This is a genomic window from Microlunatus phosphovorus NM-1, from assembly GCF_000270245.1.
GTDB lineage: Bacteria > Actinomycetota > Actinomycetes > Propionibacteriales > Propionibacteriaceae > Microlunatus > Microlunatus phosphovorus.
Genome location: NC_015635.1, coordinates 1308895 through 1324703, shown reverse-complemented (window position 1 = coordinate 1324703; position 15809 = coordinate 1308895). Strand labels below are relative to the sequence as shown.

General features: G+C 68.3%; 13 protein-coding genes. 2 read left to right on the top strand and 11 right to left on the bottom strand.

What is annotated here, in order from left to right; genetic code table 11:
* Positions 1 to 15: 15 nt before the first annotated feature.
* The 8 genes from tsaE to glmS all read right to left on the bottom strand — a co-directional run bounded on the left by tsaE (position 16) and on the right by glmS (position 10437).
* Complete coding sequence (gene tsaE / locus MLP_RS27010) at positions 16 to 984, bottom strand: tRNA (adenosine(37)-N6)-threonylcarbamoyltransferase complex ATPase subunit type 1 TsaE (RefSeq protein ID WP_013862104.1); 969 nt, start codon at positions 982 to 984, stop codon at positions 16 to 18.
* A 185-nt stretch (positions 985 to 1169) separates the two neighbouring features.
* Positions 1170 to 3383 carry a DEAD/DEAH box helicase gene (locus MLP_RS27290; protein WP_013862103.1) on the bottom strand — a complete coding sequence of 738 codons (2214 nt, stop codon included), beginning with the start codon at positions 3381 to 3383 and terminating at the stop codon, positions 1170 to 1172.
* A gap of 328 nt (positions 3384 to 3711) precedes the next feature.
* Entirely contained in the window at positions 3712 to 4380 is a 669-nt protein-coding gene (locus MLP_RS05880) for an HAD family hydrolase (RefSeq protein ID WP_041789766.1), read from the bottom strand.
* A gap of 40 nt (positions 4381 to 4420) precedes the next feature.
* Positions 4421 to 5503, bottom strand: coding sequence for an alpha/beta fold hydrolase (locus MLP_RS05875; protein ID WP_013862101.1), 1083 nt, complete (start codon positions 5501 to 5503; stop codon positions 4421 to 4423).
* Entirely contained in the window at positions 5496 to 6701 is a 1206-nt protein-coding gene (gene alr, locus MLP_RS05870) for an alanine racemase (RefSeq protein ID WP_013862100.1), read from the bottom strand. The genes MLP_RS05875 and alr overlap by 8 nt, the downstream gene beginning before the upstream one ends.
* Positions 6698 to 8230, bottom strand: a complete 1533-nt coding sequence (locus MLP_RS05865) for an NAD(P)H-hydrate epimerase (RefSeq protein ID WP_013862099.1) — start codon at positions 8228 to 8230, stop codon at positions 6698 to 6700. Before MLP_RS05865 ends, alr begins: the two co-directional genes overlap by 4 nt.
* A 15-nt stretch (positions 8231 to 8245) precedes the next feature.
* Entirely contained in the window at positions 8246 to 8596 is a 351-nt protein-coding gene (locus tag MLP_RS05860; RefSeq protein ID WP_013862098.1) for a holo-ACP synthase, read from the bottom strand.
* Positions 8593 to 10437: a glutamine--fructose-6-phosphate transaminase (isomerizing) gene (gene glmS / locus MLP_RS05855; protein WP_041791392.1), complete on the bottom strand. Its 1845-nt coding sequence runs from the start codon at positions 10435 to 10437 to the stop codon at positions 8593 to 8595. Before glmS ends, MLP_RS05860 begins: the two co-directional genes overlap by 4 nt.
* 165 nt (positions 10438 to 10602) lie before the next feature.
* Between glmS and coaA the strand changes: the two genes are divergently transcribed.
* A complete protein-coding gene (gene coaA / locus MLP_RS05850) occupies positions 10603 to 11583 on the top strand; it encodes a type I pantothenate kinase (RefSeq protein ID WP_013862096.1) in 981 nt (326 codons plus the stop codon).
* Positions 11584 to 11933: 350 nt separating this feature from the next.
* Here the strand turns inward: coaA and glmM are convergent, their stop codons facing one another.
* From glmM to rplM, 3 genes are all read right to left on the bottom strand, one after another.
* Positions 11934 to 13286 (bottom strand): phosphoglucosamine mutase, encoded by a 1353-nt coding sequence (gene glmM / locus MLP_RS05845; RefSeq protein WP_013862095.1) that lies wholly within the window; start codon positions 13284 to 13286, stop codon positions 11934 to 11936.
* 16 nt (positions 13287 to 13302) lie between these two features.
* Positions 13303 to 13818, bottom strand: a complete 516-nt coding sequence (rpsI, locus tag MLP_RS05840) for a 30S ribosomal protein S9 (protein ID WP_013862094.1) — start codon at positions 13816 to 13818, stop codon at positions 13303 to 13305.
* Between the two features lie 64 nt (positions 13819 to 13882).
* Positions 13883 to 14326 carry a 50S ribosomal protein L13 gene (gene rplM, locus MLP_RS05835; protein WP_013862093.1) on the bottom strand — a complete coding sequence of 148 codons (444 nt, stop codon included), beginning with the start codon at positions 14324 to 14326 and terminating at the stop codon, positions 13883 to 13885.
* A gap of 190 nt (positions 14327 to 14516) precedes the next feature.
* Here rplM and MLP_RS05830 point away from each other — a divergent pair, with 190 nt between their 5' ends.
* A complete protein-coding gene (locus MLP_RS05830; protein WP_013862092.1) occupies positions 14517 to 15803 on the top strand; it encodes a citrate synthase in 1287 nt (428 codons plus the stop codon).
* Positions 15804 to 15809: the final 6 nt, after the last annotated feature.

Below are 15809 nucleotides of genomic sequence, written 5' to 3'. Positions count from 1 at the left end.
ACCGTCCCACTCGACTCAGCCACGACCGGTCCCGTTGCCGAGCGAGGCCAGATCCACGCCTGACCATCGGTCCCCCACCGGTCGGATCAGCACGAGCCGGCCCTCCGCATGCTCGGCGTCACCCGACAGGTGCACAGAACGGCGGATGTCGATCTCGAGCCGATGCTCGGCGAGTTCCTCGGCCAGCCCGGCGCCCCACTCCACCACGGTGACGGCATCGGCCGCAGTCGCGTCGAGCTCGAGATCGTCAAACTCGTCTGCCGAGGACAGCCGGTACGCATCCACGTGCACCAAGGTCGGTTTCCCCGACCGTGAGCTGTGGATCCGCGAAAGCACGAAGGTCGGCGAGGTCACCGCACCCTCGCTGTCCAGCCCACGACCGATGCCTTGGGTCAGCGTCGTCTTCCCGGCTCCGAGGTCACCGCCGGCGATCACCAGGTCGCCGTGGCGGAGCAGACCAGCCAGTCGCACACCCAGCGCCTGCATCTGCTCGGCGGTCGGCACGTCGAGCACCAGCGGCAACGATCGGACGAGGACCACCCCATGAGGTGCGACCCGGTTGACGGCGAAGCCCCGGTGTTGCCAGAACGAGACCAGCTCGGTGATCTCCTCGCGCGCGAACAACTCGACCGCGGCATAGCCGAGCTCGGCGGCATAGTCCAGCGCGGCGTCGACCATGGCGGTCGCGATGCCGTGCCGCTGGAAGCTCGGATGGACCGAGACCCGGTGCCAGCTGACCAGTCCAGGCTTGTCCGCCATCGGGTGGAACAGGATCGAGCCCGCGGGCTCCCCGTCGACTGTCGCGTACACGCCCCCACCGGCAAGGATCTGCGACTCGATGCTGTGGACGGTCTCCTCGCTCGCCGTCGACGGCGGATCCAAGGGCGGCCGGGCACCAAAGGCGGCGTGGATGACCTCCACCATGCCCGGGGCGTCCGCTGACGTCGCCACCGACACCGCCAGATCGGCCACCGAGATGTTCACTGACGAAAGGCTAGTCGCCTGATCCAGTGCCCAGCGTCACTATCTCTCCGGCCGGGCTCCCTGCCGGAGAGAAGTGCGGGTCGACCGCCGTCCTCGCTCAGCACCTCGTCAACCTCAGCCGGAGAACGCCCCAAGACAAAGTCGAGTCGGGGTCAGGTCACCGAGTCAGGTCAGCCGTGGCTGGGTCAGTTGCGGGGACGCCGACCGGCGGAGCCCCCGCGGTAGCCGCCGCGGCTCGCCCGATGGCCTTGACCAGGGCGACGCTTGGCCTGACGCGCGGGCGGCGCGACGAGCTTGTCGAACTCCTGCTGCGACACGGCGATGCCGTTCGGTGCCTGCGCACCGGTCGCCTCGCCGACGTACGCGTCGCCGGGCTCGGCGGAGAACGGGGCCGTCTGAACACCGGCCTGCCGGATCAGCCGCTCGATGTCGCGCCGCTGGTGCGGCAGCGCCAGGGTGACCACGACCCCGGTCTCGCCGGCCCGCGCCGTCCGACCGGCGCGGTGCAGGTAGTCCTTCGGGCCGGCCGGCGGATCCACCTGGAGAACCAGCCCAACCTCGTCGACATGGATGCCGCGGGCTGCGACGTCGGTGGCGACCAGGACCGGCAGCCGCCCGTCCTTGAACGCCGCCAGCATCCTGGCCCGGGCGCCCTGAGTCAGACCACCGTGCAGCGCACCGGCCAGTACGCCGGCCTCGCGCAATTGCTCGGCCACCCGGTTGGCACCGAGCTGGGTACGGACGAAGATCACCGTACGACCATCGCGGCCAGCGATCTCCGCAGTCATCCTGGCCTTGTCGGCCGGCCGGACCAGCAGCACGTGGTGCTCCATGGCGGCGTTGCTGGCCTGGCCCGGATCGACCTCGTGGGTGACCGGTTCGACCAGGTAGCGCTTGACCAGCCGGTTCACCGCGCCGTCGAGCGTGGCCGAGAACAGCAGCCGCTGCCCGCCCGCGGGGACGGTGTCGAGGATCTGAGTGACCGCCGGCATGAACCCGAGGTCGGCCATGTGGTCGGCCTCGTCGAGGACGACGACCTCGACGCGGGTCAGGTCGGCGGCGCCCTGATCCATCAGGTCGATCAGTCGGCCCGGGGTCGCCACCACGATGTCGACGCCACGCTCGAAGGCCTTCAGCTGCGGCCCGTACGCCATCCCGCCGGCGACCAGAGTCAGATTGAGACCTTCGATGCGAGCAAGTGGGGCCAGCACGTCGGCCACCTGGAGCGCGAGCTCCCGGGTGGGCACGAGGACCAGCGCCCGGGCGCAGCCCGACGGAGCGTTGGAGCCGGACAGGTTGGTGATCATCGGCAACCCGAAGCCGAGAGTCTTGCCAGAGCCGGTCTTGCCGCGGCCCAGGACGTCACGACCCGCCAGGGCGTCGGGGATCGTCGCAGCCTGGATCGGGAACGGCTCGGTGATGCCACCGGCCTGCAGGGCGGCAACCAGGGCCTTGGGCAGCCCGAGATCGGCGAACCCGCCGGAGGACGGAACCGGGGCGGTCACAGTGGTCGCGATCGCCAGGTCCTCGCTGGGTGCCTCCCAGCTCATCTGATCGGACTCGGGCGCGGAGACCGTCGGACGGTCGTCACGCCGCTGGGCATTGCGGTCGAAGCGGGGACGATCGTCGGACCGGCGACGATCCTCAAAGCGGGGACGATCGTCGGAGCGCCGATCCCGCGGGTAGGACCGATCACCGGAGGAGCGGTCGTGGTACGAGCGGTCGTCGCGACGGGGACGATCGGAACCCGACCGGTCGGAGCGGCCGCGGTCGTCACGCCGAGGACGATCGTCGGAATAGCGATCACGAGGACGCTCAGCGGCGAACCGATCATTCGCCGGGCGGTCACCCCGATCATTCGCCGGCCGGCCGGCCCGACCGTAGGACGGCCGGTCGCTGCGCTCGTAGCGGTCGGTCCGCTCGTAGCGGTCGCTGCGCGCATACCGATCATTGCGGTCGCCGCGGTCGTACCGCTCCTTGGGCTCGTACCGGTCCTTGGGCTCGTACCGGTCCTTGCGCTCGGGGCGATCCGAGCGCTCGGGGCGATCGTTGCGGTCGTATCGATCACTGCGCTGGTACGCGGGACGATCCGTCCGCTCGTACCGCTCGGTCCGAGGACGATCGTTCCGCTCGTAGCTGCGGCCGCCGGTGCTCCTCTGGTCAGAGCCTCGGGAATCAGCGCCACGCGATTCGTAGCGTCCTTCGGATCGCGAGTCCGCGAACTGACGCCCCGCGCTGCGGCGCGGCGGCCGACCGCTCTCCCGCCGCTCGGCGGCAGTCCAGCGCTGCTTGGGGGTGCCGTCGGCCTTCACGCTCTTGGCCTTCTTCGTTCCCTTGGTGTTCTTGTTGGTGGTCTTGCCGTGGGCGCGCGCAGACGCACCCGAGGTCTTGCCAGACATTCTCGGTCTCACTTCTGGCCCATAGGTAGGGCTGGTTGTAGGCACGTCAACGGCCATGAACTTCACAACCAGCTTGGGCGGGAGACGAACCTCGGTGCCTTCGTCGGCACACAGTTGGCCCGAACAGGTAGATCACCGATCCGGGAACTGCAATTGTATCAGTTTCGGAACCCCGTCAGACCACGCGGAGCCGAGTGGTATACGTCACCCGTCGCTCGCCGCTGGCACCTGCCCGCCGCGTACGGCCTGCGCCCACGGGCTACAAACCACCACCGGCCACGCGCAGACCGCGTACGGCCTGCGCCCACGGGCCACAAACGATCGTCAGCTACGCTCGGGCACCCACCAATGCGCGCTCGAGCGAGACCTCAGCCGCGGACGGCAGGACCAGCTCCGCGTGCTCAACCGCCTCCGGACGTACGAACGGATTCGGTATCGCGATGCAGGCGAGACCCGCTGCATGCGCCGCATCGACCCCGTGCGCAGTGTCCTCCACGGCGACGGCACTGGTCGGTGGCAGCCCAAGCCGCCGCAGCGCCAACTCGTAGACATCCGGCGCCGGCTTGTGACCGCCGACCTCGTCGCCGCCGGCAAGCACCTCGAACTGGTCGAGCACCTCAGCGCGCCCCAAATGCCGGATCAGCCAGTCGCGAGGCGAGGACGACGCCACGGCCAGCCGCCTGCCGGATTCCGCCGCCTGCTCGAGCCAAGCCCGGATTCCCTCGGCCAGGTCGAGTGATTCGTGCAGATTGTCTCGGTAACAGACCCGGCGGTCATGACTCAGCGAACGGTCGAATCGATCGCCGACGGCGGTCGCGAGCTGCGCGTATCTGTCCTCGGTGATGTCGCCACCGTGATTGACGAAGAAGGCGGTCGCATCGAGCTCCAAATCCCACTGCCGCCATTCGAACTGCCAGCTCCGCAGCGAGGTCGACTCCGTGTCCATCAACAGTCCGTCGAAGTCGAAGATCACCGCCTCCGGACCTGATCCATCCACCCGACTGACCGAAGGAGACACGGGCACGTGAGGTCTCGACTCAGGAGAGATTGCGGCGGACGCGGGCGATCAGGTCAGCCAGCACGCCGTTGAAGATCTCGTGGTGCTCGATCATCCCCATGTGCCCGCAGTCGGGCAGCCGTCGGACGTCGGCGCCGGGGAGCAACTCGATGATCTTGTCGGTGTGCCTGACCGGGGTGATCGCATCGTCCTCACCGCCGATCACGGCGGTCTCCACCTGGGACAGCACCTGGAAGGCCTCGTACTCGTCCAGCTCGGCAAATGCCGGATAGAAGTCGCTGATCACCGACATGGGCGTCTGCCCGAGCATCTGGTTCATGAACTCGACATAGCTGGGCGGCACGTCCGAGCCGTACGAGCCACGCTTGGTGAAGACGAAGGAGAGGTCCGAGCCGGCGGTCCGACTCTTTTCCACGACTTCGGGGATCCGGTTCAGCACCGCCATCGTCGGCTGCGCGATCTTGCCGAACGCCCGCCCAGGCAGCCCCCGGATCGGCGAGTAGTCGGCCATCTCCCCGGCCGCGGTCGAGAACAACGCGACCCCGTGGATCCGGGTGCCGAACAGCTCCGGGTGATCCTTGGCCAGGTGCATGATCGTCATGCCGCCCATCGAGTGCCCGGCCAGCACCACCGGCCCATCGCCCGCCACCTCGTCCAGCACCTGCAGCAGGTCCTTGGCCAGCTGCGGCACGCGGCAGAGTTCCCCGGCCGACCGGCCCGAGCGCCCGTGGCTGCGCTGGTCGTACAGCACGATCCGGATCTTGTTCCGGAAATACTTCCGCTGGAAGTGCCAGCAGTCCAGGCTCAGCACGTAGCCGTGCACCAGCACCAGGGTCAGCTCGTCGTCCGGCCCGGCCGGCGAGTCGCCGCCATCGGCAGGCAGCTCGTCGACCTCGGTATGCAACTGCACCCCGTCGGGGGTGGTGACCACCGGTCCCGGCGACCGGAGGGAAAAGAACGGTTCCTCATCGACCTCACCGCGCTCGGCGTGCAGGCGCTTCGACACCAACCGACGCTCGAGTTCGAGACCGAGGGCGATCCCGCCGCCGGCCAGGGCCAGCACACTCGCCGCCAGGCCGACCGCTCCGTACGGTTTAGCCACCCTCACCCTCCGCTGCTGCCGAGTCGCCCGATGCTGACCGGCGAAGATAGACCCGAGGCACCCGGGAACCGATCCGGGTGACGATCTCATAGCCGATCGTGTCGCACCAACCGGCCCACTCGGCGGCGGTCGGCTCACCGTGATCGCCAGGGCCGAACAGGGTGACTTCTTCCCCGACCTCCACGACCGGGCTTGCTGCGGACAACTGCCGATCAACGAGCTCGACCACGAACTGGTCCATGCAGACCCGGCCACGGATGGGTGCCCGGCGACCGCGCCAGCCGACCTCGGCACGGTTGCCGGCCCGCCGCGGGATCCCGTCGCCGTAGCCCAAGGGCACCAGTCCCAGCGTGGCCGGAGCCGGCGCGTGCCAGGTGTGCCCGTACGACACCCCCGCGCCCGTCGCGACCGCCTTGACGTTCACCAGCTGAGCTCGCAGCCGCATCACCGGCCGCAGCGATATTCCTGCCAGGTCGGCGATCCCGGCGTCCGGCTCGATCCCGTACGTGGCGATCCCGAGCCGCACCAGGTCATAGCGTGTCTCGGGCCAGATCATCGCGCCGGCCGAGTTTGCCAGGTGCCTGATCGCCGGCTGCAGCCCCGCCTGGAGCGCCACACGGTACGCGTTCTCGAACGCCTCCTGCTGCGCACCAACTGACACCGCACCGGGCTCATCGGCGCTGGCCAGATGTGACCAGACCCCGACGACCTCGACGACGCCGGCCTGCTCCGCGCATCGGGCCCCGGCACAGATCGCCGGCCACTCCGCGGCGGTGGCACCGTTGCGGGACAGCCCGGTGTCGATCTTGAGATGCACCCTGGCCCGCCGCCCCACCGCCCGCGCCCCAGCCGCGATCCGGTCGAGTTGATCGACCGATTGCGCCGAGACATCCACCTCGGCGGCGAGCAACGGAGTCAGATCCTCCTGCGGTCCGTACAGCCAGGCCAACAGGAGGCCCCGGTCACCGGCCGCGCGCAGCGCCAGCGCCTCACCCGGGGTCGCCACGCCGAGCCAGTCCGCGCCGGCGTCCCGGGCCGCCCGCGCACACTCCAGGAGGCCATGGCCGTACGCGTCTGCTTTCACGACCACCATCACCGCAGCCGGGGCCACGTGGGCTCGCAGGGTCTCGATGTTGGCGGCGAAGGCGTCCAGGTCGATCACTGCCGACGCGGTCGACGGATCGATGTACGGACTCATCGGCGACCGTCCCGACCGTGCGGACCAGATCTGCTCGATCTTGTCGGCTTCGCTCGATCTACAGATCGAGCAGAGCCGACAAACCCGAGCAGATCGTGCAGCAGGGCCGCGCTGAACTCACCGATCACCGACGCGCAATGCCGAGCCAGCTGCTGCGGCGGAATCGGCCCGGGGAAGCGAGCGGCCGCCATCGCCTGCACCGACGCAGCCAGCACGGCTGCGGTCCGGGTCCCGACCCCGGCCGCCAGCACCGCCGCGCACAGCCCGCCGAGTACGTCACCGGAGCCGGCCTGACCGGTCCAGGCGGGCCCCGGCACCGCGACTTCGACAGTCTCCACGCCTGCCGCGGCCACCAGCTGAGTGGCACCCTTGAGCAGCACCGTGGCGCCGGTGTCGTCGGCGGCCCGGCGTACGGCGGTCGCTGGATCCGCGCTCACCTCGGCCCGCTCGATACCCAGCAGCCGGGCCAGTTCGCCGGCATGCGGGGTCAGCAGCACATTCCCGGGCAGCGCCGCCGGCAGATAGCGCAACCCGTCGGCATCGATGACCAGCGGTAGCCCTTCGGCTACCAGACCGGCGATCACATCATCGCCGTCGGCCCGATCACCCCAGCCGGAGCCCACCAGCCAGGACTGCACCCGGCCCTCGCCGAAGACGACATTCGGCAGATCACGGACGATGATCTCCGCGGAGCGGGGCGCGCCCAGGAAACGGACCATGCCCGCGCCGCCGTGCACCGCCCCGCACGTGGACAGCACACCCGCCCCGGGATAGACCTGTGAGCCAGTGTCGACGCCGACCACCCCGCGCGCGTACTTGTCGCTGGTCGGCCCTGGCACCGGCCAGTGGGCCGCTACATCTTCGGGCTCCCAGGCCGCCAGCGCCGGCACCGTCCGACTCTCGTCCAGGCCGATGTCGACCAAGTCGAGCTGCCCGCAGCGGCTGGCGGCCGGTTCGATCAGGTGACACGGCTTGAAGGTGCCGAAAGTGACCGTCCGAGTGGCCCGCACCGACCCTTCCGGCGCTTGTCCGGTGTCGGTGTCCACACCCGATGGCAGGTCCACGGCGACGATCGGGATCCGCCGAGCCTCGGCCCCAGCGATCAACGCTGCCAGATCATCAGGCAGGCCGGGCCGCCCACCGATCCCGAGCACTCCGTCGATGACCAGGTCAGCAGCGGCCAGATCCTGATCATGGAACCGATCGCCGCCGATCAGCCGTCCGCCGGCGGCCAGCAGCGCCGCCAGACCCGCAGCATGGGGACGTCCCAACGCCTGCACCGCCGTCACCGCACAGCCCCGCCGAGCCAGCCGCTGCCCCGCGTAGAGCGCGTCACCACCGTTGTTGCCCGGTCCGACCAGGACCACTACGCGCGCCCCGTACACCGCTCCGCGGTCCGCGGCCAGCAGATCAGCAGCACGGACCGACAGCCCGTGCGCAGCCCGCTGCATCAGGGCCGCACCACCGACCACGGCGAACGCCGCTTCCTCCAGGGCCCGGGTCTGGGCGACCGTGAACGCGTACCTCATCGCTGTCCGACCCTCTCAGCCCTCGCAGACGACCATGGCCGAGGCGATGCCGGCATCATGCGACAACGACAGGTGGACTGTGCTGACCCCGAGCTCCCGCGCTCGCGACTCGACGGTGCCGGTGATCACGAAGAACGGTCGACCGCCGTCGTCGGTCTGCACCTCGGCATCGTGCCACGACATCCCGGCGGGCGCGCCGAGCGCCTTGGCCAGCGCCTCCTTGGCCGCGAACCGGGCGGCGAGCGAGGCCATCGACCGCTCTGCTTCCAGCGGGGTGAACAGTCGCTGCACCATCCTGGGCTGCCGTTCGATCGCCTCGGCGAAGCGGCGTACGTCGCAGACGTCGATGCCGATCCCGATGATCATTCGACGGTGACGGACTTGGCCAGGTTGCGCGGCTGGTCGACGTCGTGTCCCTTCCGAGTGGCCAACTCACAGGCGAAGATCTGCAGCGGCACGATCGCCACCAATGGCTGCAGCAGCGTCGGCACCTTGGGCAGCGTGATCATCACATCCGCGTACGGCCCGGCATCCGCATCGCCCTCCTCAGCCAGCACGATCGTGCGAGCGCCGCGGGCCCGGATCTCCTGGATGTTGGAGATCACCTTGTCGTGCAGCATGTCCCGACCCTGCGGCGGCATCACCACGAAGACCGGCAACTCGTTCTCGATCAAGGCGATCGGACCGTGCTTCAGTTCTCCGGCGGCGAACCCCTCGGCGTGGATGTAGGCCAGCTCCTTGAGCTTCAGTGCCCCCTCCAGCGCGACCGGATAGCCGACGTGCCGACCCAGGAACAGCACCGACGGCGCCTCGGCGAAATCGGCCGCCAACTGCAACACGCCCGCCATGTCCCCCAGCTGGCCCTCGATCGCAGCCGGGATCTTGTCCAGCTCCTCGATCAGGACAGCGATCTCGTCGCCGAACTTGGTCCCGCGCACCTGCGCCAGATAGAGCCCCAGCAGATAGCAAGCCACCAGCTGGGTCAAGAAGCCCTTGGTCGAGGCGACACCGATCTCGGGCCCGGCGTGGGTGTAGATCACCGCATCGGATTCCCTCGGGATGGTGGAGCCGTTGGTGTTGCAGATGGCCAGCACCTTGGCCTTCTGCTCCCGGGCATGCCGGATCGCCATCAGCGTGTCGGCGGTCTCACCGGACTGCGAGATGGTCACCACCAGCGTGGTGGGTCCGACGATCGGGTCGCGGTAGCGGAACTCGCTGGCCAACTCGACCTCACACGGCACCCTGGTCCAGTGCTCGATCGCGTACTTGGCGACCAGGCCCGCATAGAACGAGGTGCCGCAAGCGATCACGATGATCTTGTCGACCGCACGCAGCTCGGCCTGGCTGATCCGGATCTCGTCCAACCGGAGCGCCCCGGACGCATCGTGCCGGCCGAGCAGCGTGTCGGCGACCGCCTTCGGCTGCTCGTAGATCTCCTTGCGCATGAACCAGTCGAACCCGCCCTTCTCGGCGGCCGACAGATCCCAGTCGACGTGGTACGGACGCACCGTCGCGGGCTCCCCCGCGAAGGTCTGCACCGTGACTGTGGAAGGAGTGATCGTGACGACCTGGTCCTGGCCCAGCTCGATCGCCTCCCGTGTGTGCTCGATGAAGGCGGCGACATCGGAGGCGACGAAGTTCTCCCCGTCACCGACGCCGACCACCAGCGGTGAGTTGCGACGGGCGGCGGCCACGGTGTCGGGCTGCTCCGCATCGACCGCGACCAGGGTGAACGCACCTTCCAGCCGGTTGCAGACCGCCCGCAGCGCCTCGCTCAGCCCGGCGCCCTTCTCGACCTCCAGACCCAGCAGCTGGGCCGCGATCTCGGTGTCGGTCTGTGAGACCGGAGTGATGCCGACCTCCGCCAGCTCGGACCGCAGCTGGGCGAAGTTCTCGATGATGCCGTTGTGAACCACGGCAACCCTGCCGTTGGCCGACAGGTGCGGATGTGCGTTGGTGTCGGTGGGCCCACCGTGGGTGGCCCAGCGGGTGTGGCCGATGGCCAGACCGCTGACCGGGAGCGGATGCTCGGCGAGCTCCTTCTCCAGGTTCGCCAGCTTGCCGGCTCGCTTGGCCACCGACAGATGCCCGTCGGCCACCACGCACACCCCGGCCGAGTCATAGCCCCGGTATTCGAGTCGGCGCAACCCGTCGACCACCACATCCACCGCCGACTTCGGGCCTGCGTACCCGACGATTCCACACATGGCGGACACTGTAGTTGTTGCGGCGCCGCCTAGCCTGGTTCGTACGCATCCTGATTGATCTCAACCCTCGACCGGATGCCGGTCCGACACCCCCGACGCGACATGCCCGGCCCCGACGATTGGTCGTTGCAGGGGGTCGGGGGAAGCAGCCGCTACCCTGACGCGGTGGCAAATGGCCAGGTCGGCGGACCGTACATCGAGCGGCGTCGGGCCGATTGGGCCGAGCTTGCCGCGACCGCCCCGATGACCCTGGACGGCGCGACCCTGGAGCGACTGCGCGGCCTCAGCGACCCGACCAGCCTGACCGATGTACGCGAGGTGTACCTGCCGCTGACCGGGCTGCTCCATCGCTACGTCCGGCACACCGGTGAGCTGCACGCGGCCACCGACGCCTTCCTCCAGCTGTCCTCGACCCGTACCCCATTCGTGATCGGCGTGGCCGGCTCCGTCGCGGTCGGCAAGTCCACCACTGCCCGACTGCTGCGTGAGCTGCTCGCCGCGTCGCCGGATGTCGGGTGGCACTCGGGCACTGGCCGGCCGGGTCATCCGAAGGTCGAGCTGGTGACCACCGACGGCTTCCTGTATCCCAACGCCGAGCTCGAACGGCGGGGCCTGATGCACCGCAAGGGCTTCCCCGAGTCCTACGACCGGCGTGCGCTGCTGCGCTTCGTGATGGACATCAAGTCCGGGGCCGAGGAGGTGTCGGCACCGGTCTACAGCCATCTCGTATACGACATTGTCCCTGGTGAGCGGGTCATCGTCCGTCGGCCGGACATCCTCATCGTCGAAGGGCTGAATGTGTTGCAGCCGGCCCGGGTGCGCGCCGACGGGACCACCGGGCTGGCGGTCAGCGACTTCTTCGACTTCTCGGTCTACGTCGACGCCGACCCGGTGGACATTCGCAGCTGGTACGTGACCCGCTTCCTGTCACTGCGGGAGACGGCCTTCCGCGACCCACGCTCCTATTTCGCCCGGTTCGCCGATCTCACCATCGACCAGGCGGTGGCCCGCGCCGAGTCGCTGTGGGACACCATCAACGGACCCAACCTGGCGGCCAACATCCTGCCCACCCGCGGGCGGGCCACCACGATCCTGCGCAAGGGGTCGGATCACCGCGTCGAATGGGTCCGGATCCGCAAGGTCTAGAAAAACTTTCGATCAGCTGTATCAGGACATCGGACCTGTCCTCTAGTCCATCGAGATCGTTCACCCGAGGCCGGCCAGAGGTTGCGCAGCCGACCGATTCGATGCGGGACGAGACTCGCGCAACGTGAGGATTCACAACGTCCGGATGCGACTCAGCGATGGGGGCAGGGTCGCATCCGGTCGGCAACCGGGGTTGCGTGGATTCTCCTGGGGGTGCGGCTGCCGAGCGTTCGGGGGACTCGCCATCGCAGCACGTGTCACGGGGCCGGTCGCTTTCCCGAGCGACTGGCCCCGACGCATTTGTCAGCTCCAACGCAACCCGAAGCACCGCTCGGCCCCGAACGTGCCGCTCAGAGAGCTAAACGCTCCCGTACGACCGCAGCCAGCCGCTGTGCCACACCCTCTGCGTGATCCAGGGTCTCGGCCTCCACCATGACTCTGACCAGAGGTTCGGTGCCGGACGAGCGCAACAACACCCGCCCCGAGCGGCCGAGTTCCTCCTCAGCCGAGCGAACCGCAGCAGCCAGTTCCGGATCGGTGTCAGCACGAGCCTTGTCCACACCAGGGACGTTGACCAGCACCTGTGGCAACCGCACCATGACCGAGGCCAGCTCGGCCAGCGACTTGCCGGTCTCGGCCATCCGGCTCATCAGGTGCAGCGCCGTCAGCACGCCGTCGCCGGTCGTGGCGTAGTCCAGCAGCACCACATGCCCGGACTGCTCGCCACCGAGGGTGAACCCATTGGCGCGCATCGACTCCAAGACGTAGCGGTCGCCGACCTTGGTCTGCTCGACGCCGATCCCGGCTGCCTCCATCGCCCGAACGAAGCCGAGATTGCTCATCACGGTCGCAACCACGGTGTCGCCCGGCAGCCGACCCGACTCCTTCAAGCCCTGCGCCAGGATGGAGAGCACCTGATCGCCGTCGACCGTCCGCCCGGACGCATCCACGGCCAGGCAGCGGTCGGCGTCCCCGTCCAGGGCGATGCCCAGGTCGGCGCCGTGCTTGATCACGGCCGAGCGCAGTCCATCCATGTGGGTGGAGCCGGAGTTGAGGTTGATGTTGGTGCCATCCGGCTCGGCATGGATCCGGATGACCGTGGCACCCTGGGACTCGAAGGCTGCCGGCGCGGTCTGGTAGGCGGCGCCGTTGGCGCAGTCGACCACGACGGTGATGCCTTCCAGGCTGACCGGATGGTCAAGGCTGCCGACCAGGTGCGCAATGTACGCCTCGGCGAGGGAGAGATCCTCACTGACCCGGCCGACATCCGCGCCCAGCGGTCGGGCCCAACGCTCGCCCAGTCGCGCCTCGATCGCATCCTCGAGGGCGTCATCCAGCTTGGTGCCGCCCCGGGCGAAGAACTTGATCCCGTTGTCCGGCATCGGGTTGTGGCTCGCCGACAGCATCACGCCGAAGTCTGCGCCGGTCGAGCCGGTCAGATAGGCAACACCCGGCGTCGGCACCACGCCGAGCCGGATCACATCGACGCCCGCGCTGGCCAGGCCGGCCACCACCGCAGCCTCGAGGAACTCCCCCGAGGCACGGGGATCCCGGCCCACCACCGCGAACGGCTTATGACCGGCGAATTCACCGGTCTCGGACAGCACCCGAGCCGCCGCCAGCGCCAAGTCCAGCGTCAGTTCAGGAGTAAGAGCTTCGTTGGCGACCCCCCGGACGCCGTCAGTGCCGAACAATCGACCCATCGGGGTGCCGCGCCGGTCAGCGCTTGCTGTACTGCGGAGCCTTGCGGGCCTTCTTCAGGCCTGCCTTCTTCCGCTCCTTGATCCGAGCGTCGCGAGTCAGCATGCCGGCCTTCTTGAGCGCCGGGCGGCTGGCCTCGGCATCGACCGCGTTCAGTGCCCGAGCGACCCCGAGCCGGAGCGCACCTGCCTGGCCGGTGACACCGCCGCCGTGGATGCGGGCGATCACGTCGTACGAGCCGGGCACGGCAGCCGTGGTGAACGGCTCGGAGACGATCTGCTGGTGCACCTTGTTCGGGAAGTAGTCGTCGAGGGTGCGCCCGTTGATGCTCCACTGGCCGCTGCCAGGGACGATCCGAACGCGGGCGACGGCCTCCTTGCGGCGGCCGGTGGCGCCTGCTGGGGCAACGACGGCCGGGCGGCCGGTCGCGCCGGGGCCGACCTGAGCGACGGCCTCGGAGCGGTAGGCGATCTCGCGGTCGCCCTCGGTGAACGGGGCGATCTCGTCCTCGATCTCGGTCACGGTGTCAGACACTGATGCGATTCCTTGCTGGTTCAACGGGTCACTGAGCTAAACGGCTTGTCGGGGCTCGAACAGCTCACTGAGCGATCTGGGTGATCGCGTACGGCTTGGGCTGCTGGGCAGTATGCGGGTGCTCCGGGCCGGAGTACACCTTCAGCTTCTTGATGAGCTTGCGGCTCAACTTGTTCTTCGGCAACATCCCCCACACCGCAAGCTCAACGGCCTTGCGCGGGTCGGAGTCGAGCAGTTCGCCGTAGCTGACCGACTTCAGACCGCCCGGACGCCCGGAGTGCCGGTAGGCCTGCTTGGTGCTCCGCTTGTTGCCCGAGAGGGCGATCTTGGAGGCGTTCACGATCACGACGAAATCTCCGCCGTCCACGTGCGGCGCGAAGGTCGGCTTGTGCTTGCCCCGCAGCAGGGTCGCCGCGGTGGTCGCCAGACGACCGAGAACGACGTCGTCGGCGTCGATGACGATCCAGTCACGGGTGATGTCACCCGGCTTCGGGCTGTACGTAGACACGGTCGTTGACCAGCTTCCATTGAGTGTGCGAAACCTTGATGCGTACCCGAATCCCGCCGCAGCTTCGACCGCGGGCATGCGTAGGCACAACAGCGATCAAGATTACTCGCCCGGATCAGCTGGGTCAAAATCGTCCCCAGCACGTCAGCCCGACTGGCAGCACGAGTCTACGGCCGCGTAGGTTACGCACATGACGGAGACGCTCAGCATCCGCGATAACCGGACCGGCCGCGACTACGAGCTCGCGATCACGGACGGGACCATTCGCGCGGCCGATCTGAAGCAGATCAAGACCGGCGACGAGGACGACCCCGGTATCGCGACCTACGACCCGGGCTTCGTGAACACCTCATCCTGCCGCAGTTCCATCACCTACATCGACGGCGACAAGGGGATCTTGGAGTATCGCGGCTATCCCATCGAGCAGTTGGCCGAGCACTCCACCTTCCTCGAGGTCGCGTACCTGCTGCTGCACGGCGAACTGCCCACCCAGACCCAGCTGGATGAATGGGTCCACGACGTGACGTACCACACCTTCCTGCACGAGAACTGCAAGCAGTTCATCGAGGGATTCCGCTACGACGCACATCCGATGGTCATGCTGATGGCCTCGGTCAGCGCGCTGTCGACCTTCTATCCCGAGGCCGGCGACATCTCCGACCCGGAGGTCCGGCAGGCCCAGATCACCCGGCTGATCGCGAAGATCCCGACGCTCGGCGCCTTCGTCTTCCGGCACCAGCAGGGCAAGCCGTACGTCTACCCCGACAACCGGCTGTCCTACACCGAGAACTTCTTGGCGATGCTGTTCCGGATGAGCGAGCCGACCTACCAGGCCGACCCACGGCTGGTGCAGGCGCTGGAGGTGCTGTTCATCCTGCATGCCGACCATGAGCAGAACTGCTCGACCAATGCGGTCCGCTCGGTCGGCTCCTCCCAGGTCGATCCGTATTCGGCGGTCGCCGCCGGCGTGGGCGCCTTGTACGGACCGCTGCACGGTGGCGCCAACGAGGCGGTGCTCCGGATGCTCAACCGGATCAAGACCACCGACAATATCCCGGACTTCATCGACGGTGTGAAGGCAGGCAAAGAGAAGCTGATGGGCTTCGGGCATCGGGTCTACAAGAACTACGACCCGCGCGCGAAGATCATCAAGAAGGCCTGCGACGACGTCTTCGAGGTCACCGGGGTCAATCCGCTGCTGAAGATCGCCCAGGAGCTGGAGAAGATCGCGCTGGAGGACGAGTACTTCGTCAAGCGCAAGCTCTATCCCAACGTCGACTTCTACTCCGGCCTGATCTACGAGGCGCTGGAGTTCCCGCCGGAGATGTTCACCGTGCTGTTCGCCATCGGCCGCACTCCTGGCTGGCTGGCCCAGTGGTCGGAGCTGGTGCAGGACAAGGAGCAGAAGATCGCCCGGCCGAAGCAGATCTACACCGGCGAGCGCACCCGCGACTTCATCCCCATGTCGGAGCGCTGAGCCGAA

Bases quoted from the DNA above. Each gene is read 5' to 3' on its own strand.
- MLP_RS27290 (WP_013862103.1), bottom strand. From the start codon at position 3,383: ATGTCTGGCAAGACCTCGGGTGCGTCTGCGCGCGCCCACGGCAAGACC.
- alr (WP_013862100.1), bottom strand. From the start codon at position 6,701: ATGAGTCCGTACATCGATCCGTCGACCGCGTCGGCAGTGATCGACCTG.
- MLP_RS05865 (WP_013862099.1), bottom strand. From the start codon at position 8,230: ATGAGGTACGCGTTCACGGTCGCCCAGACCCGGGCCCTGGAGGAAGCG.
- MLP_RS05860 (WP_013862098.1), bottom strand. From the start codon at position 8,596: ATGATCATCGGGATCGGCATCGACGTCTGCGACGTACGCCGCTTCGCC.
- glmS (WP_041791392.1), bottom strand. From the start codon at position 10,437: ATGTGTGGAATCGTCGGGTACGCAGGCCCGAAGTCGGCGGTGGATGTG.
- glmM (WP_013862095.1), bottom strand. From the start codon at position 13,286: ATGGGTCGATTGTTCGGCACTGACGGCGTCCGGGGGGTCGCCAACGAA.
- MLP_RS05830 (WP_013862092.1), top strand. From the start codon at position 14,517: ATGACGGAGACGCTCAGCATCCGCGATAACCGGACCGGCCGCGACTAC.